Source organism: Rhodococcus qingshengii JCM 15477, from assembly GCF_023221595.1.
Taxonomy (GTDB): domain Bacteria; phylum Actinomycetota; class Actinomycetes; order Mycobacteriales; family Mycobacteriaceae; genus Rhodococcus_F; species Rhodococcus_F qingshengii.
The window spans coordinates 467,516-488,287 of sequence record NZ_CP096567.1 but is presented as its reverse complement, the minus strand read 5'-3'; the positions used below and the strand labels follow the sequence as shown (position 1 = coordinate 488,287).

15 protein-coding genes and 2 pseudogenes are annotated in these 20,772 nt (G+C 61.1%); 8 read left to right on the top strand and 9 right to left on the bottom strand.

Annotated elements, in window-relative coordinates; genetic code table 11:
• Window positions 1-32: 32 nt before the first annotated feature.
• Window positions 33-734 (top strand): annotated as a pseudogene (gene istB, locus M0639_RS33435) (IS21-like element helper ATPase IstB); the annotation flags it as partial.
• Window positions 735-750: 16 nt separating this feature from the next.
• Here istB (M0639_RS33435) and M0639_RS33430 read toward each other — a convergent pair.
• Entirely contained in the window at window positions 751-1,917 is a 1,167-nt protein-coding gene (locus tag M0639_RS33430; protein WP_231915141.1) for a tyrosine-type recombinase/integrase, read from the bottom strand.
• A gap of 123 nt (window positions 1,918-2,040) precedes the next feature.
• Between M0639_RS33430 and M0639_RS33425 the strand changes: the two genes are divergently transcribed.
• Window positions 2,041-2,385: a hypothetical protein gene (locus M0639_RS33425; protein ID WP_231915142.1), complete on the top strand. Its 345-nt coding sequence runs from the start codon at window positions 2,041-2,043 to the stop codon at window positions 2,383-2,385.
• Between the two features lie 16 nt (window positions 2,386-2,401).
• On the opposite strand, the gene M0639_RS33420 is transcribed toward M0639_RS33425, so the two are convergent.
• Both M0639_RS33420 and M0639_RS33415 read right to left on the bottom strand, forming a co-directional pair.
• Complete coding sequence (locus M0639_RS33420; protein ID WP_050655421.1) at window positions 2,402-2,719, bottom strand: helix-turn-helix domain-containing protein; 318 nt, start codon at window positions 2,717-2,719, stop codon at window positions 2,402-2,404.
• Window positions 2,716-3,777: a tyrosine-type recombinase/integrase gene (locus M0639_RS33415; RefSeq protein WP_050655551.1), complete on the bottom strand. Its 1,062-nt coding sequence runs from the start codon at window positions 3,775-3,777 to the stop codon at window positions 2,716-2,718. The genes M0639_RS33420 and M0639_RS33415 overlap by 4 nt, the downstream gene beginning before the upstream one ends.
• Before the next feature lie 144 nt (window positions 3,778-3,921).
• Here M0639_RS33415 and M0639_RS33410 point away from each other — a divergent pair.
• A pseudogene (locus M0639_RS33410) lies at window positions 3,922-4,077 on the top strand (ATP-binding protein); the annotation flags it as partial.
• 427 nt (window positions 4,078-4,504) lie between these two features.
• On the opposite strand, the gene M0639_RS33405 reads toward M0639_RS33410, so the two are convergent.
• Window positions 4,505-5,113, bottom strand: a complete 609-nt coding sequence (locus M0639_RS33405; protein ID WP_064074603.1) for a 3'-5' exonuclease family protein — start codon at window positions 5,111-5,113, stop codon at window positions 4,505-4,507.
• Window positions 5,114-6,105: 992 nt separating this feature from the next.
• Here M0639_RS33405 and M0639_RS33400 point away from each other — a divergent pair.
• Window positions 6,106-6,945 (top strand): nucleotidyltransferase domain-containing protein, encoded by an 840-nt coding sequence (locus tag M0639_RS33400; RefSeq protein ID WP_064074604.1) that lies wholly within the window; start codon window positions 6,106-6,108, stop codon window positions 6,943-6,945.
• Window positions 6,942-7,565, top strand: coding sequence for a metallophosphoesterase (locus M0639_RS33395; protein WP_064074605.1), 624 nt, complete (start codon window positions 6,942-6,944; stop codon window positions 7,563-7,565). Before M0639_RS33400 ends, M0639_RS33395 begins: the two co-directional genes overlap by 4 nt.
• A gap of 13 nt (window positions 7,566-7,578) precedes the next feature.
• Here the strand turns inward: M0639_RS33395 and M0639_RS33390 are convergent, their stop codons facing one another.
• Window positions 7,579-8,580: a tetratricopeptide repeat protein gene (locus M0639_RS33390; protein WP_064074606.1), complete on the bottom strand. Its 1,002-nt coding sequence runs from the start codon at window positions 8,578-8,580 to the stop codon at window positions 7,579-7,581.
• 310 nt (window positions 8,581-8,890) lie between these two features.
• Here M0639_RS33390 and istA point away from each other — a divergent pair, with 310 nt between their 5' ends.
• A complete protein-coding gene (istA, locus tag M0639_RS33385) occupies window positions 8,891-10,432 on the top strand; it encodes an IS21-like element IS1415 family transposase (RefSeq protein ID WP_030538069.1) in 1,542 nt (513 codons plus the stop codon).
• Window positions 10,432-11,223 (top strand): IS21-like element IS1415 family helper ATPase IstB, encoded by a 792-nt coding sequence (gene istB, locus M0639_RS33380; protein WP_003944771.1) that lies wholly within the window; start codon window positions 10,432-10,434, stop codon window positions 11,221-11,223. The genes istA and istB (M0639_RS33380) overlap by 1 nt, the downstream gene beginning before the upstream one ends.
• A 6-nt stretch (window positions 11,224-11,229) precedes the next feature.
• Here istB (M0639_RS33380) and M0639_RS35320 read toward each other — a convergent pair whose 3' ends face one another.
• Window positions 11,230-11,799 (bottom strand): DUF4062 domain-containing protein, encoded by a 570-nt coding sequence (locus tag M0639_RS35320; protein WP_082893273.1) that lies wholly within the window; start codon window positions 11,797-11,799, stop codon window positions 11,230-11,232.
• A 164-nt stretch (window positions 11,800-11,963) separates the two neighbouring features.
• Between M0639_RS35320 and M0639_RS33375 the strand changes: the two genes are divergently transcribed.
• Window positions 11,964-12,719: a hypothetical protein gene (locus M0639_RS33375; protein ID WP_197486209.1), complete on the top strand. Its 756-nt coding sequence runs from the start codon at window positions 11,964-11,966 to the stop codon at window positions 12,717-12,719.
• 149 nt (window positions 12,720-12,868) lie between these two features.
• Here M0639_RS33375 and M0639_RS33370 read toward each other — a convergent pair whose 3' ends face one another.
• The 3 genes from M0639_RS33370 to M0639_RS33360 all read right to left on the bottom strand — a co-directional run bounded on the left by M0639_RS33370 (window position 12,869) and on the right by M0639_RS33360 (window position 20,755).
• Window positions 12,869-14,044 (bottom strand): hypothetical protein, encoded by a 1,176-nt coding sequence (locus M0639_RS33370; protein WP_058038015.1) that lies wholly within the window; start codon window positions 14,042-14,044, stop codon window positions 12,869-12,871.
• A 200-nt stretch (window positions 14,045-14,244) separates the two neighbouring features.
• Window positions 14,245-15,585 carry an AbiJ-related protein gene (locus tag M0639_RS33365; RefSeq protein ID WP_197486208.1) on the bottom strand — a complete coding sequence of 447 codons (1,341 nt, stop codon included), beginning with the start codon at window positions 15,583-15,585 and terminating at the stop codon, window positions 14,245-14,247.
• Between the two features lie 169 nt (window positions 15,586-15,754).
• A complete protein-coding gene (locus M0639_RS33360) occupies window positions 15,755-20,755 on the bottom strand; it encodes a DEAD/DEAH box helicase (RefSeq protein ID WP_058038017.1) in 5,001 nt (1,666 codons plus the stop codon).
• Window positions 20,756-20,772 lie beyond the last annotated feature (17 nt).

Sequence of the window (20,772 nt, the reverse complement as noted above, 5' to 3'; positions counted from 1 at the left end):
GCCGCCCGAGCCGAGTGAAAGAAGGCCCGAACATGGTTCGTCCACCCGTCACGGTTTCCACCACGCTGCGCCGCCGAGGTTTAACCGAGGAAGCCGCCACCGCCGCAGTCGATCAAGCCTGCCGCCGGCTACGGCTACCCACCATCCGTGCCGTCGTCGCGGACGCCGCCACTGCCGCCCGCAAGGACCAGCTTTCGTACTACGGATTTCTGGCGGAGTTGCTGCTTTCCGAATGCGACGACCGTGACCGGCGAAGTGTGGTGCGGCGAATCAAGGGAGCAGGGTTCCCTCGCGAAAAGTGGTTGGCCGACTTCGATTTCGACGCCAACCCCAACATCAATCCCGCCACCATCGGCACCCTCGCCACCGGCGACTGGATCCGCAAAGGCCAACCCCTGTGCTTGATCGGGGACTCCGGAACCGGGAAATCGCATCTACTCATCGGGCTCGGCGCGGCGGCCGCCGAAGCGGGCTACCGCGTCAAATACGTCCTCGCCACCCGATTAGTGAACGAGCTCGTCGAAGCCGCCGACGAGAAACAACTCGCCCGCACGATCGCCCGCTACGGCCGAGTGGATCTACTTTTGCTGGACGAACTCGGTTACATGGAACTCGACAAGCGAGGTGCTGAGCTGCTTTTCCAGGTGTTGACCGAACGGGAGGAGAAGAATTCCGTCGCGATCGCGTCAAACGAGTCCTTCTCCAAAGCGCACATGTTCGCGCGAATCTGTGCGTAGTGGCGCCGAAGTTTCACGGGTTCGGCAGTCGGGTCGGGTCGACGAAGTCTGCCAGGTAGATCATGGCGGCCTCGGCGGTCATGCCGAATGCCGCGGCGACGAGCTTCGGATCCATGGTGTTGACCAGATCGATAAGGCGAGTGCAGCGGATCATCCGTGGGCCGAACCCGCAATCGTCGAGCACATGACTCAGATAGGCGACCGATGCGGGTGACCGTCCGGCCTTGGTCCCTTTGGTGACGATGACGTGCGGATTGGCGGTTCGCCAGGAGGCGCGATGGGCCAAACAGCGCTGCACGATCGTCCAGCTCGCTGGGTCCATCGGGACCGGATGCGGTCGCTTGCCAAGCCTGACGGTCTGTCGAATCGGATCAACATCGTCGCAGGTCATCAGCCGGACTTCGCGACTGGAAGCGCCATGCAGCAAGGCGAGGATGCCGACCAGGGATTCATGCGGATGCACCAGCAGGTCGGTGGTCCACCGCTGGAACAACCGGCGCTGTTGCTCGAGAGTGAGCGTCCGGCCACGAAAACCCTTGGCCTCTTTGCTGTCCAGGCTCTTCGTCGGATCGACAAGGACCAGACGGTGACTGCGCGCGAATCGGAAAAACTGGCGCAGCACGGTGATTCTTCGCTGGCGCGACTTCGGCAGGGAAACTAGGAACGCCTCGACGTCGCCGAGCTCGACGGTCGCCCAATCTTGTTTCCCGCGTTCACTGTTCAAGAACGAAGCGAAATCTCGAACGGCCGCCAGTGCGGCCTCTATGGTCGAATCGCTGCGGGGCAGTGTTCCGGCCCGGCGAGCACGGGCCCTGGAGGTAAGCATGAACTCGGCGAATCCTGCGATTGCCGGCCGCAGCGGCTCTGGGGCCGCTTCGATCCGCCGTTGCCGACGGCCGGCGGCGAGTCGCTCGTTCTGGTCGGTCGGCATCGCCAGCCCGTGTTCGGTGAAGAAATCCTGCATCGATCTGGCCAGCGGACCCATGGAACGACCTGAGCGGCGTGCCCTATCGAGCAGGGACGGCGAATGATTGGAGTGCTCGTCGTCGAGCAGTCGCCCCAGCTCGGTGACCGCCACACACGCACGGCCTGGCGAATAGCCGTCGGCGAGACAGGTGATCAGGCCGGGCAGCCAATCCGGCGGGTCGGCAAGACGTGTTAGGAGATGTTCGCCGGCCACATGCGGCCGATCCGGATGGCGCTGCCAGCATCGCGAGCACATGCCGCGGCCGGCATGGCGGCGCAACACGCCACAGGCGACGCAGACGTGCGGGGGCTTCTTCGAAGGTCGCGGCCTCGAACAGTGACCGCACCAGCCGGTGTCCACGCGCAGATACCCGGGTTTGCCGCACCGCGGACAGTCCTGTTGCCGAGCTTGCAGGTCGGCTTTGTGTTGGCAGCCCCGGCACAACACGGCCTCCGCGAAGCGGACCTTGTGACCGCACTGCGCGCACCGGCGGGAACAAAGCACGCAACGACCTGTCTCGACGACGAGCACCCTACTGCGGCTGCAGTCAGGGCACGGTTGCTTGGCGGCCGCGTCCTTGGCGCGGGCGGTGCACCGGCAGCACAGGTCGCGGCCGATGATGCCCACCGGTCCGCCGCACTCGACACAGTCACGCTGGCGTTTACCCATGTTCTGCAATGACTTCCAGGTCGAAGCGTCACATCGGCGGCAGCGAGCGGCCGCGGGCGTTGACGGCTTGGCGCTGCGTCGGCGCCGGTCGGATTGGCGGCTCGGCAGGACGCTCGACGGGAGTGGTGTCGATCTCGAACAAGTCGTCCGGAGTGCATTGCAAGGCAGTGCACAACGCGATCAGCGTCGTCATCTTGATCTGGGTGGGTTCCTTGGTGAACAGCGCCGACACCGACGCCGCCGACATCTCCAGCCCGGCTTTGTCTGCCAGTAGCCTGCGCAGCTCGGTCCCGGTCCACACTTCGCGTTGGGCCGCGGCCATCCGCAGTCGCCACTTGATCCTCACGCTCGCTCGTCCTCTCCGCTGAGCTCGGCCAGGGTGGTGGTCACCGCGCGCCGATACGCGTCCTCGATGAAGGTCTCCGATGGCCGGACATACCGCATCGTCGATCCGACGGTCCAGTGACCCAGAAGCTGTTGGATCGCAACCAGATCCACGCCACGCTCATAGTTGTGGGTCGCGCACGCACGTCGCAGCGCATGCGGGCTGAACCGCTCCGAACGCGGGCGCCCTTCGAGCTCCATCAGATATCGCAGCCGGTTGCGGATCGTTCCACGATGCAGCGGCCCGCCGGACTCGGCGGCGAACAACACCGGCGAGTCCGGGAACTTGGGCCGCACGTCGGTCAGGAACCAGCGCAGCACCAGGTCCAGACCGTCGAGCATCGGAACCCATCGCGGCCGAGGACCGGACATCCTGGCGCCCTTACCGAAGCGGACATGAAGTTTGCCGAACGGACCACGATCGAAATGCACATCCGGAAGGTCGAGCAGCGCAGCCTCTTCCGAGCGCAGTCCGGCATGATAGAGCGTCCGGAACAGCGCGTAGTCCCGAGCTGCCGGCCCATATTTTCGGGCGGTGATGATGCGCGCCTTCATGAACTCGAAGAACTCCCGCACGCGCTCCGGAGTCGGAGGCGGCACCAGCGCCGGCGAATCGTCGCCGACATGGCGGGAGGCGTTGAACTCATCCACCGGGCAGACCAGCTTCACCCCGAACACGGCCTCGATCTCGGCTGCCTTGCGAACCTGGAGGAACCAGTGGAATCCCTTGAAGATCTGCACATACTCCCGCCGAGTCGACGGAGCACGGCCCGCGACTGCGAGGCTGCCAACGACTCGGTCGATGTCCTCGGCGGTGACTTCCCACGCCGGCCGGCCCAGTGCCGTCAGCGTCCGCTCGAGTAGCCCGATGTCGTTGTCGATAGTGACTGGGCTGAAGCCCCGAGCTCGCCAGGACGCGACGAAGGCGTCCACGCAGTTGCGTTGGAACACAACAGGATCTGACTCGATCGACTCTATCGGAACGACGTTGCCCGGGATCAGCCGCAGACCTTCGGTCATCAGCACACCTTCTTCACACCTGAACGATTAAGGTAGCACCTAATATAGACCGCTCACAGCTTGAGAAGGCTAGAACGCGAAAACATGCTGAAGTCCCAGCGAGCTGCGGGTTTCCACGGAGACGAACAAGTGCCAACCCCAGATAGATGGGGCGAGGTGTTCGGCGACGAGGTCGTGGCCGCGGCGATGATCGACAGGCTGGTCCATCACGCAGATGTCATTTCGCTCAAAGGTGACAGCTATCGCCTCAAGGATCGTGATCTCGGCCGTCCGATGCCCAGTCAGAAAACCGAGACCTGATCGCATAACCGCACGCAGGGGTCAACTTTCAGATGCCGGAAAGGGATCAAGATTCAGATGCCGTTGACACACTGCGTTGTCATGACATAGCTGACACTAACTCAGGTGCAGGGGTTGTTAGGTTTTTGCGTGGTCCACCGCGTCCGTTGAGGCCGCGATGGTAGGTGCCGCGAGCGCCATCACGGAAAGTGGGCCAGGACCAGTTTTCAACCGTCGTCAACACGAACCACTTAGGGCTCCAAACTTGGCCCATTTGTACTCCCACGACGTCACTCGATCAGGTTGTCCATCAACAAAACTCGGACGACAGTCTCGCTACCGACCCTTGACTGGACTCTCCACGACGCGATTCATGCGCGCAATCGCCGGCGTTCGCGGACTAGCTCGGAGCTCTCGGGTGACCGGCCCGTTCGAGACGTCCGACAGGTCACGCGCCGAGGGGAATCGGGGCTCTGTCATGGAATACGCGCAGCACGTTCGCAGAGTGGTGCATGTCCTCGACAACGCGGTGAGCGGGTGCCCCATATTTGGCGACGAGATCGAGACGTGATTTCGTCCGTTCGCGGTCGAGGCGCAAGCCAGCTTCGCGGAACGACGAGGCGTCGATAATCCGGTAGGAGAACAACGCGTCTGTCTTCGGCATCCACCGCGCCAGGAACTCGCGGTCCATGCGGTGGGAGCTGCCGCATAGTGGAGTCGAGCTGTCGACGCCCCACCGCGCGAGGAGATCGACAATATCGGATTCGAAGCCGGACAGATCCTGCGGTGCGTTGTCGCCGGCTGCTGCGATTTCAGTACGTAGATCGGCGAATAGCCCGTTGTCAGTGTGCATTCGCTTCACGACGTCGAACGCTGGATCGGTGTGAAGTCGGTCGATCAGGGCAGATGTACCGGTGGTGACTGCGAGGGCCTCGAAACGCTCGATCGGCATGAGGTCGGCAGAGTACAGCGCGAACCCGATTTCGAGGATCTCGCAGACTTCGGCTTCGGTGCCGGTGGTTTCGAGATCTACGAACACGAATCCGTCGACGCTCATCTTGTGTCTCCATTTCTCGTTTGGTGATGCCGCTGCGGACGACGCTGGGCCGTTCACTGCCGCGCCGGCATACCGTCGCGGCGGTCTCTGTGACGCTACGGGCCATCGTCGCCTATCGGTCCGACAGGTTTCCTTGCTTCGACGGCCCGCAGCACACGCTGCGCGTGGGCGTTCTGCTTCCGGAGTTGGGTATGTAGCGCGCCAATCGGGAGCCCTCCCGTGCCGGCACCCTGCGGGTTCGTTGTCGGCCGAGACCTGCCCATCCGCGGCTGCACGGTGATCGATGATCGGTGTCGACAGCATCTGCATCTCCCTGCCCAGTTTCTCCGCCCGCCCCGCCGGTACACCGCAGGTCGATACTCACGCTGGATCGGGCGACGCTTGGGTTTCGCTTCGGGGAGTTGTACATACGGAACGTCGGCACCCCACACGAAGTCTGCGGCCAGGGGTGCCCACACAGGCCGGAGGTCGCGCCCATTCAAGGCTTCGTCCACGCCGTCTGACACGCCAGCAGTACATGCCGAAGTTAACGCTGCAAGTCGGCGGGGAATCAGCCAGCAACCTTGGGCTTGGTCAGCTGAAAGCCCTTCAGCTCCCGGACTGCAGCGCGATGTAGATCGGTGAGGTGAAACCTCAGCGGTAGAGCAAATTGCGCATCAGTCGTTAGCGTCGTCAGACGGCTCGACGCAGGCTGGCTTCATCGATGTCGATGCCTCACCGCGAGATCTGTCGAACACCGCTGAGCGGCTCGCCTGGACCGTCCCGTCGCACAACCTGTCAATGGCACCTGAATTTTGACAGCAGAGCCACTGCGGCGGGGTGTGGACGGTCTATGTGGGCATTACACGATGAGGTCCCACTGGCAGCGCTCCACCCGAGGCTGCCGTGCATAATTGAATGGCGCTGCAGAGCGCTATCGCTTGGGTACATACACGGGCAATGTGCACCCGAGGCCATCGTCCATTGCTGATCAGTACGGAAGGACGATAGGTGTGACCAATACTGATCCATTCGAGTTAGATTGGCACGAACCTGAATCGCCGGTCGATCTTGAGGCCATCCGCAAAAAACTCGCGGAACTTCTGGTCGACGACATGCTCATTGAGCAGGTCTGCACGCGAGTTCAGGGAAACGCGATTGGTGTACTGCTTTACGGCAGTTGGGCGCGGGGCGATGCATCAGCCACTTCTGACTTAGACCTTCTCGTTATGTCACAGTTCCGGGCCGACTCCGGAATGGAAGGCAAGTTAAGCCTGAGCGCCTACACCCCCACCCAACTGGCCGATGCCCGAGCTACCCTCTTCGGGATGCATCTGGCGAGGGACGGGATTGCCTTGCACGACACCGAAGGCCGAATGGCCGAAATCTTGAGCACGTTCACCCCGCCCGACCCACAGGAGTTACTCCAACGGATTCGCGAGTTCGCAATTGTTCTCGATCTGCCACGCGAGGAGCAATCTATCTATCTGCCGGGGTTGTGCCAGGTCGCTCGGTACTTACTCCGCACGGCCATCTACACCCTGGCTCTACGCGATGGGCGTCCATGCTTCTCAGTCGAGGAATTGGCGGTGCGGTTCAATCAGCCAGAGTTGACTATCTTGCTGTCGTCGCATCCAGAGCAGTATCCTGCTCCTAGTCTCGGTGTCCTCGACGATTTGCGCCAACGCCTGATTGAGGTAGTAGGCGCACCCGGCGACAACCCGTTTGGATCCCTACACGCGCTCATCGTTAGCTCATCGACAAGCAATCCTGACCTTGAGAAGCTGGCTACCTTAGCTCTCGGCGTGGACGAATCCCTTCCTTACGCCGAGCTTCCGAAAGTAATTCTATGAACGAGATCGGGTTCATCGGTGATATTCACGGTTGCATTGAAGAACTGGACGAACTCGTAACAGCGGCACGCTCTCGCACCTCCCACCTTGTCTTCCTCGGTGACTACGTGAACCGTGGACCGCACTCTCGTGAGGTAATTGACTTCCTGATCCGACTGCAGCAGACCAAGGGAATCTCTACGTCATTCATCATGGGGAATCACGATCAAGCCTTCCTTGACTCGCTAGTGGGCGACGGTTTTGACAGCTTCTTGCGGATCGGGGGAGCATCCACGGTTGTGTCCTACGTCGGTGCGCCGCGAGCCGACGTACTGTCCCAGCTTCGGGAAAGTGTTCCCGCCACACACATTGACTTTCTGAACTCGCTCGCCAATCAGGTTGTGGTAGACGGCGTTGTTGCAACGCATGAACGCCCGGCCCATGAGATCGACACGACAGGGGACACCGAGCGATTCGCAATCTATGGTCACTCTCCTCAGCGTCGCCTTCTCCCCCGGATCGAACACGATCGAGCCTTCATCGACACAGGTTGCGGCACGCTGCCCGACGGCCGGCTGACCTGTCTATTCTGGCCGAGCCTCACTTGGATTCAGTCGAAGCCTTGTAAGCCGATTCGATGACGAGAATTTACTACTAGGTCCCCGCTGCGCTGAGCTTCACGGAGGTTTGCTCGATGTCCCGATCCAGCAAGGGGCTCTGAGCCTTCCTGGCGTGTACAGTCGCTTCCCTCAGTAGCGCCCTCGCGCGTGAAGTCCCTCCTTTCGCGAATGCCACCTCCGCGAGCAGCCAGGCTGCTGTGCCAAGGCCGGCAGCATTGTTCGACTTCTCGCTCTTCTCCTGCGATACGAGCGCATGCCTCTCAGCCTCATCCGGTGCGCCTTCCAGCAACAGGAGCTGCGCAAACAGCGCGTGCGCAATGCTGACCCCATCGGAGTTCTGGATTCGTTCATTAATTTTGAGTGCCTGCTCGATGTGGCCCTGGGCCCCGTCGGCCGCACCTTGCCGCAGCCCCGACTCCGCGAGACCCGACAACGCGTTGGCCATCAGGTGATCATCGTGATCGTCTCGTAGAAAGTCGATTGCTTCGGCGAACCTCGCTTCCGCTGCCGCGTAGTCGCCAAGGCGCATTTGGCTCCGACCGAGATTGATTGCAGACTGCGCTAGTTCTTTCGGGGACCCAAAATCCTGACGCAAACTGTGTGCCTCTTCGAAAAGTTGAATGGCTGCATCAGGTTCCGTGATCTTCAACAAGGTCAACCCGTAGTTGTCCAGCGCGTAACACAGTTTCTGATTGATGGGTTGCGCGCTTGCCCGTGCAGTTTCGACGGCCTCGTGCAACAGGTCCCTGGACTGGGTCAACTCACCACGCTTACGATGAATCACACCCATATTGGCTAAAGAATTTGTTTTATAAGCGACCGCTTCGGCGTCGCCTCTGGCCAGTAAGGCGGGATCTGCGAGTAGCTGATTGTTGAGCGCGAGAGCCCGTTCGAGCCGCCCTGTTCGCCTCATGAACTGGGCGAACTCCGTCAATGCCTCGGGATCCCCGTCCTTAATTGCATGAGAGAAGGCCGCTTCGGCCTGCATCAGGTGCCCAGCCGCCGCGTGCCTCTTGGCAGTCGCGAGGAGTTGCATCGGTGTTGAGTCCGAAAGCTCATGCATCGGTGTTGAAGCCGATAGCTCAGCTGGAGTCATCTGCGCGGGCAACGTGATCGTCTGTGGAACGCGAACTCCAAGCGGTTGAGCCGCCCATTCAACGAGATTCCGCGTGATGACGCCCGACAGACTGTCGTCCGAATCGAACGTATCAAATGTCGACGGCCATCGTAAGCTCCCCACTGGCGGCCATTTATGGCGCATTTTGTGGCCATGGTTTCTCCCCGCGTACGGCCAGATAGTTCCCCACCTGCTGTGAGTCAGATTCGGTCCCGGCAACGCTGGGTGGATGAAATCGAGCAGGGAGATCATGGAAATTTTGGAGGCGTACGACCTCACGGGTAGTTATCGGGCGGCGGCGGAGCTGGCTGGGTGTGATCACCACACGGTGGCCCGGTATGTGCAGATGCGCGCTGCGGGGCAGCCGCCGGACCGCCGGCGGCATCGAGCGCGGGCGATCGACGACTTTCTGCCGAAGATCGAGGAGTTGGTGGTCCGCTCGCAGGGCAAGGTCCGCGCGGATGTCATCCACGAACGGATCGTCGCGCTGGGGTTCACCGGCGGTGAGCGGACCACGCGCCGGACGGTCGCGGAGGCGAAGGCCCAGTTTCGGGCTGGTCGGCGGCGAGTGTATCGGCCGTGGGTAACCGAACCTGGGCTGTGGTTACAGTACGACTTCGGTGACGGGCCAACGATTTCCGGCCGGAAGACGACGTTGTTCTGCGCATGGTTGGCGTGGTCGCGATTTCGGGTGGTGATCCCGATCTGGGACAAGACATTGCCGACGGTGGCGGCGTGTTTGGATGCGACATTCCGCCGCTTGGGCGGGGTTCCGGTCTATGTCCTCACCGACAACGAGAAGACCGCGACGATCGATCACGTGGCCGGGATCGCGGTCCGCAATCCGGAGATCGTGGAGGTGGCACGGCATTACGGCACGACGCTGCGGACGTGTTTACCTGCTGATCCGGAGTCGAAGGGAGGAAGTGAGGCGACGGTGCGGATCGCCAAAGCCGACCTGTTGCCGAAGGAGGTGAACCTGCGCGAGCAGTATCACTCTTTCGGTGAGCTCGAGTCGGCTTGCCGGCAGTTCTGCACCGACGTCAACACCCGCGTCCACAGCTCTACTCGGCGGCGGCCGGTCGAGCGGCTGGCCGAAGAGTTGCAGCGGCTGCATCCGCTGCCGAAATCTCCGTTCACCGCGGTGTTCGGCACTACCCGGCGGGTGAACTGGGAGTCGACGATCTCGGTGGAAGGGGTGCGGTATTCGGTGCCGCACACGTTGATCGACACTCGGGTCTGGGCCCGCTTCCATGGTGAGGAGCTGATCGTGACCGCCGTCGACAATGATGGCGGTGCAGTCGAAGTCGCGCGGCACCGCCGCGGCCAACCCGGTTCACCGGTCCTCGACAACGACCACTACCCACCCCGCCCAGACCGCGACGCCGCCGACCGGGTGCCCAAGCCTCGTACCGCCGCCGAGCTCGCCTTCCTACAGTTGGGCCAGGGTGCCAACAGCTGGCTGGTCGAGGCTGCCGCCGCGGGAGCGCGCCGCATCAGGGCGAAGATGGCCGAGGCCGTGGACCTTTCGAAGCTGCACTCCCCGGACGCAGTCGACAGAGCGTTGGGGACGGCGGCGATGACCGGCCGGTTCGCCGATCGGGACCTGATCTCGATCCTCGACTACCAAGTCACCCACGAACACGCTGATCCGGTCCGTCGCAGCGAGAACCACACTCTGCAACCGGGCACCGCCGCCTGGTCCACCTTCGGCCAGACACCAGCGCCGGCCAGCCCAGCCACTACTGACGATGAAAGCGATGACGCCTGATGAGCACCCCTTTGCGCACTGTTACCAGCGCTAACGGCGACCCGTTGGCCGAGGCGATCGACCTGACTAAACGCCTGAAACTGCCCCATATCCGCAGGTCCTTGAGCGATATCATCCCGACCGCGAAAGCCCAACGCTGGGACCCCGCCGAAGTCGTGCGGGTTCTCCTCGCTGAGGAAGCCGCCGGCCGGGACCGGGCGAACCTGCACACTCGCCGCAAACGCGCGGGTTTCCCTACCGGCAAGACCTTCGGCGACTGGGACGAAACGAAATCGTCGATTCCCCGCGCCACCCAGGACGCGCTCCGCACCCTGGAGTGGGTCGGGCGGCGTGAATGTTTCTGCGTCTGTGGGCCTTCGGGAACTGGCAAGTCTCACTTCACCGAGGCACTCGGGCAGGCCGCAGTCGAAGCTGGGCTGGCGGTGTCTTGGTTCACCATCGAAGACCTCGGTGCCCTGGTCCGCCGGCACCGTGCCGACGACTCCATCGCCCGAGCCCTGACGAGGATCATCCGCTCCGACCTGATCATCGTCGACGACATCGGTCTGCTCCCGGTCTCTGAAGACGCCGCCGAAGGATTCTATCGCCTCGTCGACGCTGCCTACGAACGCCGAGCGATTGCCGTCTCGAGCAACCTGCACCCCTCCGGCTTCGACGAGATCATGCCCAAAACATTGGCCACCGCCACCGTTGACCGGCTCCTGCACCATGCGCACGTCGTCGTCACCGACGGCGACTCCTTCCGCCTCACCGAAGCCACCACCGGCAAGGGGGTGAAGCCCTTCAGCTAACCCAAATCAGAAAGCGGGTGGGGAAAAACAACTGGCCGCCACCGGGGAGAACCCGTGGCCACCAGCGGGGAGAACTACTGGCCGCCTACGGGGAGAACTTCGTGGCCATTGACAATCAAACAACAAGCTCTTCGACTGCTCCAAGCGGTCACGAAAGTCCATCACCTTGCAAAGTTGTGGGCCTGGGTCACGGAGACGGCCGGCGTCAATCGTCTTGAACAGAACGAGGAGATCACGCATGCAGGCATCCGATGATTCCAACAGCTCAAGGCAGCGATGGAACTCCTCCTCCGTACCCGACGAATAGGGCCCGTCGAGGCTTGGAGGAGAGCCCCAGTGATCTCCCAACATCAAGATCATGAAATCGCAGTCGTCGATATACGGATTAATCCTCGCTTGCGGCCTTCCGACACCCGCGGGGAACTGTTCCCAACCTCGGACGAGAAAGTGAACCCGGGCGGGGTTGGCTCGTTCCTCATTGAACGCGGAGACGGTCTTTCGACAAATATCCCGTTCGTGTGCGAGGTTCCCCGGCGACGCCAAGAAGATCGGACGACCTGAAAGCTCAATCGGCATAAAGCAACCCTAGCGGTGGCACTATCATCTGGATCGGGTACGGGGTCGTCGATATACAAAGCACCGGCTCCGCCGAAGAAGCCTAGCTTCGTCATCTCTTCGTGCTATGTGGTGCCACTCCATAGGCTGGGCAGATGCAAAAATTTTTGAGACGCTTGGGCGCTGTGACTGCCCTGGTCATCGCTGGCTTTGTGGGTGGAATATTCGGCGGTATCACCGTTCGGGGTGGCTGGAATACGCAGGTATTTGGACCGCTCTCCGCATGGGTGGCAGCATCGGTCACCCTCATCGCCGTAGTGGTTGCCCTCACCTCGTCTCGGAAGTCAATTGGGATTGCTCAGCAGTCCGCAGTGATCGCGGAGAGGTCGGTGGAAACTGCGGAGACACGCGCAATCCGCGAACGCGAGTTCAACCATCGCCGAGATAACACGAAGGCCATCGCAGACATGTGGGCACAGATTGGATCAATCCGACCGGCCCTGGAGCGCTCCAGAGACGCAGCGAGACGCGGTGACAAAGACGAGTTAAAGACCTCAGATTCACTTCTGCGGGACCGGATCGCCGCGGCTTCCGGTGCGGTCTTCTACGCAAAGACTGTGACTTTGGAGGCCGAAGTTCGTTCGGCAATTGAAGACATGTCCAAGCAGTTCGACGACTTCGAAACGTCCTGGAGCGATGGCCCCGGTTGCGGGCCTGACGATGCCTACGAACTGACGAAATGGTTCGACAACGTCATTGCGGCGTACGAGAAGGCAGAGACGTACCGCGGGGAATCGAGTGATTTGCTCCGCCGGCGATTGCCTCTGATCGATAGTGCAGAAGCTGAGATCGCGCACATGTTGCAGCAGCAGTCTCCAGCCGCCCAAGCCAGACTGAAAAACCTATTGGAAACGATCTTATGGGACAAGACCTCACTGTGAACGGGGGCAGTCCCCAACTCCACGAAACTTGAAGAACACTAAAGTCTCCGGAAGCCGTTGCTGTTCACGGAGTTTGCCCTGAAACGCAACAAAAAGTCACGAGTCGGGAAGATTTCTGGCAACAGCAGTCCCCTCAGCTCTCAGATCGGCTATCCGTCGGTCTGGCGGCGGACTAGCTTGTCGGTGAGCTCGATTGTGGACAAGTACCACCAAAAGATCCAATCGAGATACGCATCGTCATACTCGGGGTGTTGTTTGGCATCTCGATGCCGAATGGCGAACTCGTTTGCAATCTGAAACAGCGCTCCTTCGTCTTTCTTGAAGAGTTCAGATTTCAGAAGCGCGCGCCGCTCTTCGAGCAAGCTTGCGAGCACGGTGCATGCACTGCGCTTCTCATCGCGACCCGCGTTTCGTGAGCGAAATAGTGCGATGGCGTGCGAAACAGACACTCTCCGTTCCTGATCCGGAGCGTCCAACGCAGAATCGATGAGGTCTTGGCGTCCCTCGTCGACTCGATGAGCCAGTCGTCCAGTGTCTTCCCCGCTCTTGGTCAGAATCAGATCGATCCCGTGACGCTTCAGCATTCGGTTGACCGTCCACCGGTACAGCACTTGCGCCGGATAGGGAGCAAATCGTTCGTAGTGCCATCCGCAACCGTTGAAATTGTGGAGCCAGCGATCCCGCGGTCTAGCCACGAGATCATGGAAAACTTCGATGAGACTGTAGAACGTTTGTTCGTCCCATACTTCTGGGCGTGGCCACCACAAGCCAGCTTCGCCCAATCGTTCAGCGATCACCTCGTCTAGCTTGAGGTCTTGATCCTGCAATCCAGGAAAATCGTCATCGACGCACGGGCGGGGGGCAACTCGATCTAGATATCCACGATTTTGAATGAGTGCCACTTCTCTTAACCAATCCCGTTGCGCAGCAGCCAGGTCAGGACTGTCACGGTGGGCAGCTTCAGACGAGCGACTGGATACTCGGGCGGCGTAATAGGGTCGCGGTGAATGTTCTTCAGGAAGTCTTTCAGCGGCCGAAATCAGATCTTGCAGAAACAGGGTCTCCGGTTTAGTACCTATGCGCCCCAGCTTGGCCGGAGTCGATGCCCACACGTCACTTGAGCGAAGGAATCCTTGACTAGCTTCGCGAAAATCGTCGGCAGGTACATCTGCGACGAATGCTTCAGTGAGCAACCACTCGACTCCCCTGTTCCACTCCGCTTTGTTACTCAATACAAGTTCGCGCAGCGCTTTGGATTCGAGAACGAACAGTTCCCTCGGCCATCGAAGTGTGTAGTCCGGTCCCGGATGACTGGTATCGAGCACAGGTACACACGCTATCGGGTGAGGGTCGATTTCGAAAACGAACAACAGCATCCTTATTCACCGACGCGATCGTCTCCACTGTTTGCAACTTGTCATCGGTTTGCGCGGGGTCTCCATCGGGGCGATTCCACCACAGCGTGCACGGAACTGTCAGTGGTCCTAAGTCGCTAGCGGAGTTCCGTTTTCCAGGTCACCGCGCACTACGTGAGGCCCGGAACGTCGTACCGCCGAAAGAGTGCTTCGAAGAAGTCCTGGACCAACTTTCGCGACTGCGCGTCGTTTCGCAGCTCAGTGGCACCGAACCGGAAGACCTCGTACCCACGCAGCTTCAGCTCGCGATCGGCGCACACGTTCTTCGCGTACTGCCGCGGGTCGGGTTTCCCATCGGTTGCATAGTGATGCTGCCCATCGACTTCGAGGACGATCCGCGTGCTCCCCGGCATGAGCAACAGAAAGTCCATACGGAGTCTCGGCAGAGCATTCACGCCGCGGTGCCGGATCGTTTTGGGGTCCCAGTGCAGCCATACTTCGGGCAGGAGCGCGGGAAGGTCTTGGACGAAGTCTTTGAAGATGTGGTGGTACTGGTCGAACAGAAAGGCCTGTGGCGGGGAAGTCTTGGGGAGACTGGACCGAAGACGTTTGTACAGCGTCGATTTCGCTAGTTCGTCGTCATCCAAACCTTCCGTTTCTTTCCACCAGGCCTGCAAATCACGCCAACAGATACCGTCCGGGCCAATGGAGCGGTCGTAGACAAGGGCTCTGGTGTCGGCATCCTCGTGATCGACGATCTCGATGTCGTTGTCGACAGCGTCGACGAAACGGATGTCCGGCCGCACCGGTGAGGCGAAGACGAGGTTCTTCGGCCGCCTGTTGCGCGCTACCGATGTGGCAACAACTTCGAACACCGGGTAGCCGCCATCTGCACCGGTCTCGATCAGTGCGAGCCCCACCGCATGTAGGTGCGGATTCACTGTGTCGACGAGACGTCGCTGGACCGCCTCGTCGAGGACGACGTCAGCTGACATCAGTCGTTCGAGGAACATCGCGAACCGCCGGTCACTCGCCTCGAACGCTCCGAGTTGCTCGAACAACTCTTCGGTGGACCAGTCCCCAGGATTGTGGATGACGTGCCGGTGGACGCGGTCTCGCAGGTTTCCCCGGTCATTGAAGAGGTCGCCGAACAGTCTGTCGTCGAGGATCCACAGTGCGTCCAGCATCGAGACGAGCCGCTCTCCACCTATGGCCACGTCCTCGATGTCGAGGCTTCGTGCGATGTCCCGCCGAGTTCGGCGCTCGATCTGTGGTGAATCTGCCAAGGCCCAGAGCGCATCCTGAACTGCATTGCGCGTTGCTGCAGCCATCCTCAGCTCACGTAGGACCGCCACGGCGACCTGAGGAAGGTCACTGTCGGGTAATGCAGTGAAGCTCGCACCGATGCGCTCGGCCTTCGTGCCTTCGCCGGGCGGCGTCGGCAGGCCGAGATGCTCGCACCCCGCCGCAAGTTTATCGCCGTTATGAAGGTCACGAAGGCTCGCGATCACGGGTTCGAGTTGGTCACGTAAGACCGCTAAATCGTTGTCGCGCTCCTGACTTCTGGACGTCGCACTCAACGGTTACCGCCGCCCGGAACTGCGACGGCATGGCACGCCCTACACCTCGGCGATTGTCTACGGGGTCGCGATTCGCGCCACGCGCTGCGATCCGTTGTCTTCATGCGCGAAGTCCATCAACAGTTTTCATGGTTTCGACTGCGACAGTGGTGACACGCTTGATCAACTCGACAATGTAGGTCGGGTCGTCATGCTCGTCGCACCAGCCGTTGGGATCGCTGACGATCCCGGATGCCTTGTCGGTCTTGACTTGGTAGCGCTCGATGATCCACGCCAACGCCGAACGCGAGCCGAGCATGAAGCGTTCAGCTTCCTCCGGAATACCTGTGATGGTGACCTTCGGGTTGTAGACGATGGTAGTGCGGTCGTCGACGTTCTTACCCGTATCCGGGTCTTTCCGCTTGCCCCACTTCATCTTCGAAATCCGCAGCGTCTCACGGTCGTCCAGGTTCGCGCCGGTCTTGAGCTGCACGTCGAGGTCGTACGGCGCGACGGACTCGTAGTTGACGTGCAGTTCGGACAGCCGGCGACCGGCCGCGGCGAACTGCTCGAAACGTTCCCGGCTGTCCGGGGTCGGGATGTGCGGGAGCATCTTCTTCAAGTCCGCCGAGTAGGTCTCGCGGTAGGCGGGATCGTGCAGCAGTCCGTAGACGTAGTAGAAGATGTCGTCCTTGGTCACCTGATCGCCGACCGCGCCGACATAGAGGGCTAGGACGCCGTCGGTGATGTTGTCGACCCGGCGGTAGCCGTGCTCGTCGACCTCGGTGGTGTCGGTGGAAGCGAAATCTAGCTCACCATCAGCCGATTCGGGCTTGACGTAGGTCCATCGGGAGAAGAACTGACCACTTCCCGAGCCCCAGAAGGACAAATCGGGAATCTCGTCGGTCATCAACGCTGAGAACAGTTTGTCCGAGCCTGTACCGACCACGTAGAAGCCGATGTTTGTGTGGTGCGGTGTGGGGAACATCGACGGGATTTGGTAGATGATGTCGTTGACCTTGCGGTCAAGGTAGGCACGCTGCTTACAGAACGGCCGATAGCTGCCGATACGCATCCCATCCTCGTCGGCGGTCAGCGGGGCGTATCGTGCCGCGCTATTGATCAGGTTCCGGCTCCATTTCAGCTTCGTGCCGTCAGCCAGGTCTGGTCTCTGATCAAGGAACTTGCTCATCGCGACACCGGTTCGTGCCATTTCCCCCTTACTTACGAGCGTTTCGAAAGTCGTCGCGGCAAGATTGACGTTCTCGAGAAGTCGGTCGATGTTGGAGGTCAGCGCATCACCTGCGAAGTTATAGCACCAGGCGTCTTTCGCGGAGTTGAGTCCCATTGAGAACTGAGCGAACACTGCCGTACTCGCGGTCCCCTTCTTGTCTCCGATGGCCGGCCAGGTCGTGAACGTGTCGTCACGCTGATTTGCCCAGTCTCCGTGACTGTTTGGGGTGATCGCCTGCCACTCGACGGTATTGAGGTGCCCTTCGGAGACAATCCAGAGTTTGTCTTCGCGGGTGAGGTAGTCGCCGATGTCGCGGTAGTGGATCTCGCACAGACCGTGATGCGCCGGGTTTTTGATGCCGATGAAGATGGCGACGGTGTTGCGGCTACCGGAGCCGAAAACTTTTCCGCCTTCCTTGCGAGACAGTTCACCGGCGGTGCGCTGGTTTCCGCGCAGGTTGTAGACGTAAATGTGTGCGTATTCCTCGGCCATGCTCAGTCGGATTCCGTCGGCGGTGTTGCCGTCCACCCAACCGCCGTTGGAAACGAATGCGACCACACCGGAGTCACCGATGCGGTCCGTCGCCCAACGGAACGCGCGCAGGTAGGAGTCGTAGAGGCTGTTCTTGTTCGTCGCGGTCGAGAGCTTCGCGTAGGTGTCGGCGATGCGGCCGTCCAACGTCGGGTAACCGACGTTCGCATTCAGATCGTTCGCGCTGGTCTGCCCCACCGAATACGGCGGGTTGCCGATGACGACGTTGATGCGGGTGTCGTTCTGGCGGATGATCCGAGCATTGTTCTGCGGGAACATCTCCGCGTCGAGGCTGTCACCGCTTTCGGTGATCTGAAAGGTATCAGCGAGGACGATGCCCTCGAACGGAACGTACGCCGCGTCTCCGCCCTGATCCACCAGTGCGTGATAGGTGGTTTCGATATTCACCGCGGCGACGTAGTAGGCGAGCAGCGTGATCTCGTTGGCGTGCAACTCATTCGCATACTTGCGGGCCAAATCGGTCGGGTTGATGAGCCCGGATTGCAGCAGCCTGGTCATGAACGTTCCAGTTCCGGTAAATGGATCGAGAACATGCACGTCTTCGTCGGTGAGGCCACGTCCGAACGAATCCCGCAGTGCCGCATCGGCGGCGCGGAGGATGAAGTCGACGATCTCCACCGGGGTGTAGACGATACCGAGGGCGTCGGACTGCTTCTTGAAGCCGATCTTGAAGAACCGTTCATACAGTTCCGCGATGACTTTCTGTTTGCCTTCGGCGCTCGTCACCTCGGTAGCCCGGACTCGCACGGAGGCGTAGAAGGCGTCGAGGCTGGCGGTTTCCGCTTCCAGACCGCTGTCGTCGAGGGTGTCGACCATCGACTGCATCACCCGCGAAACCGGATTGTGGGATGCGAAGTCGTGCTCGGCAAACAAGGCGTCGAACACGGGCTTGGTGATCAGATGCTGCGAAAGCATGCTGATCGCGTCGTCGCGGCTGATCGAATCGTTGAGGTTGTCGCGCAAACCGGTGAGGAACCGCTCGAACTCTTCCGCCACTGCGGTGTTGGCGCCGGCGAGGAGGGCGTTGATGCGGGTGATCTGCGCGGCGGCGATGTCGGAGACGTCACCGGCCCAGTCTTCCCAGTAGGCGCGGGTGCCGACCTTGTCGACGATCTTCGCGTAGATCGCTTCCTGCCATTCGGAGAGGGAGAACAACGCCATCTGCGTCGCCATCCCACCACCGTCGCCGGTGTTGGTGCCGTCGGCGACACCCTGCGCAGAATCGTTGCCGGAACCCGTTCCATCGACACCATTACCGCTGCTACCGCTACTGCTGTTGCCGTTGTTGTCGAAGCTCTCGCCCACCTCGACGAGTGGTCCGATGTGCCCACCGAGGAGGCGGTCGTTGCCCTTGCCGTCCTTCTTGTTGGTGGTGGCGTTGAGGGCGATGGAGTTGACCATCGCGTTGAACCGATCATCATGGGCGCGAAGCGCGTTGAGGACCTGCCACACCACTTTGAACCGGGTGTTGTTCGACAACGCCTCCGACGGGCTGACTCCGGCCGGCACCGCGACCGGCAGAATGATGTAGCCGTAGTCCTTGCCGTCGGATTTGCGCATCACCCGGCCCACGGATTGCACCACGTCGACCACCGAGTTGCGGGGGTTGAGGAACATCACCGCATCCAACGCCGGAACATCCACGCCTTCGGAGAGGCAGCGGGCGTTGGTCAGGATCCGGGCTTCCCCCTCAGGGATCGGTGCCTTGAGCCAGGAGAGTTGTTCGTTGCGCTGCAGCGCGTTGAACGTGCCGTCCACATGGCGCACCGAACACGTCAAGTCCAGGTTGGTGGAATCGACCGTGCCGCCGTCGTTTTCGCTGTTCTCGAGCAGGTCACGGTAGGCATCGACGACCGTCGGGAATACTTCGGCGACCTGCTTGGAGGCGGCGATGTCCTTGGCGAACGCGACCGCGCGGCGCATCGGCGCCTCCCCCGGTGCGAAGCCTGTTCCTTCGGGGGTTTCACCGGCGCGCTTGGCCAGCGCGTTCCAGCAGCCGATGATCTTCGACGCATCATCGAGACGCAGTTCGCTGTGCACGCCGGCAAGCTGATCTTGCAGTGGCGCGGCCATCAACGATTCGTCGACGGTCAACACGATCACCTTGTAATCGGTGAGCAGACCCCGCTCGACAGCCGCACCGAACGAAAGCCGGTGAAACTCCGGACCGTAGACGGTTTCGTCGTCCATCGACGTCAACTCGGCCGAATGCTCTTCGGCCTTGTCCTTGACCGTCTCGTCGAAGATCCGCGGCGTCGCCGTCATGTACAGCCGGCGGGTGGCCTTGAGGAACTCGGCATCGTGGACGCGGACGAAGTTCGAATCGTCCTCCCCGAACAAGGTGACGCCGGTGGTGCGGTGCGCTTCGTCGCAGATCACCAGGTCGAACGGATCCACCCCCAGCTCTTGCGCTTTCGCGACGGCGGGCAGGGATTGGTAGGTGGTGAACACCACCGTCAAACCTTTGGCGCGTTTACGGTGCGCCATCTCCGCCGCCAGCTTCGCCGGATCGGTGGTGACCGGGATCGCGACGTCGTGGATGTTGAAGTCTTCGGCGGAGCGGGAGACCTTGGTGTCCGAGCAGACCGCGAACGCCCGCAGATCCAACTGTGTTTGCGCGGTCCACTCCCGCAGGGTTTGTGAGAGCAGGGAGATCGACGGCACCGCGAACAGGATGCGGGCGTTGCCGCCGTTCTCCAATGCTGCACGTTCCGCGATCTTGAGCGCTGTAAAAGTCTTTCCGGTACCGCACGCCATGATCAGCTTGCCGCGGTCGCTCCCCTTCTCGAACCCGGCGAAGACATCGTCGATCGCGGTCTGCTGATGCAGCTTCGGCTCGTGACGTTTCGCCTCCGACAGGTTGACCTGCAGCTCCCCTTGGGGCCAGGCGATGTCCCAGTCGATCGGGGATTCGGCGATCTCGGCCATCCCGATCCGCTGCACCGGGATCGACTGTCCCTCCAGAGCCTCTTCGGCGTTCTTCCCCCACCGATCGGTCGTCGAGATGATCACCCGATTGGAAAACGGAGCCTTACCCGATGCGGTGAAGAAAGAGTCGATATCGCCCTTGGAGAGGGTTCTGGTGGGTTCGTAGAACTTGCACTGGATAGCGGTGTACTCGCCGGTGTCGCGTTCGCGGGCTACGAGGTCGATGCCGGTGTCCGGCTTACCCTTACGGCCAGGCCAGTCGATCCAGCGCCACACCTTCTCGTACTGTTGCGAAAGCAGCGGATCGAGCTCGAAGTACCGGACCATCAACTGCTCGAACTTCGTGCCCCGCTCCGAATTCGACGGAGCCTCACGGAACGCCTCGATGACCTCGTGCACTGAACCCATGACAAATCCGACCTCTC

What these genes read in the sequence shown, in the direction of transcription:
- M0639_RS33390 (WP_064074606.1), bottom strand. Translation starts at nt 8,580, where the DNA reads ATGCAACTCCTCGCGACTGCCAAGAGGCACGCGGCGGCTGGGCACCTG.
- istA (WP_030538069.1), top strand. Translation starts at nt 8,891, where the DNA reads ATGAAATCGAGCAGGGAGATCATGGAAATTTTGGAGGCGTACGACCTC.
- istB (WP_003944771.1), top strand. Translation starts at nt 10,432, where the DNA reads ATGAGCACCCCTTTGCGCACTGTTACCAGCGCTAACGGCGACCCGTTG.
- M0639_RS35320 (WP_082893273.1), bottom strand. Translation starts at nt 11,799, where the DNA reads ATGCCGATTGAGCTTTCAGGTCGTCCGATCTTCTTGGCGTCGCCGGGG.
- M0639_RS33395 (WP_064074605.1), top strand. Translation starts at nt 6,942, where the DNA reads ATGAACGAGATCGGGTTCATCGGTGATATTCACGGTTGCATTGAAGAA.
- M0639_RS33415 (WP_050655551.1), bottom strand. Translation starts at nt 3,777, where the DNA reads ATGACCGAAGGTCTGCGGCTGATCCCGGGCAACGTCGTTCCGATAGAG.
- M0639_RS33405 (WP_064074603.1), bottom strand. Translation starts at nt 5,113, where the DNA reads ATGAGCGTCGACGGATTCGTGTTCGTAGATCTCGAAACCACCGGCACC.
- M0639_RS33360 (WP_058038017.1), bottom strand. Translation starts at nt 20,755, where the DNA reads ATGGGTTCAGTGCACGAGGTCATCGAGGCGTTCCGTGAGGCTCCGTCG.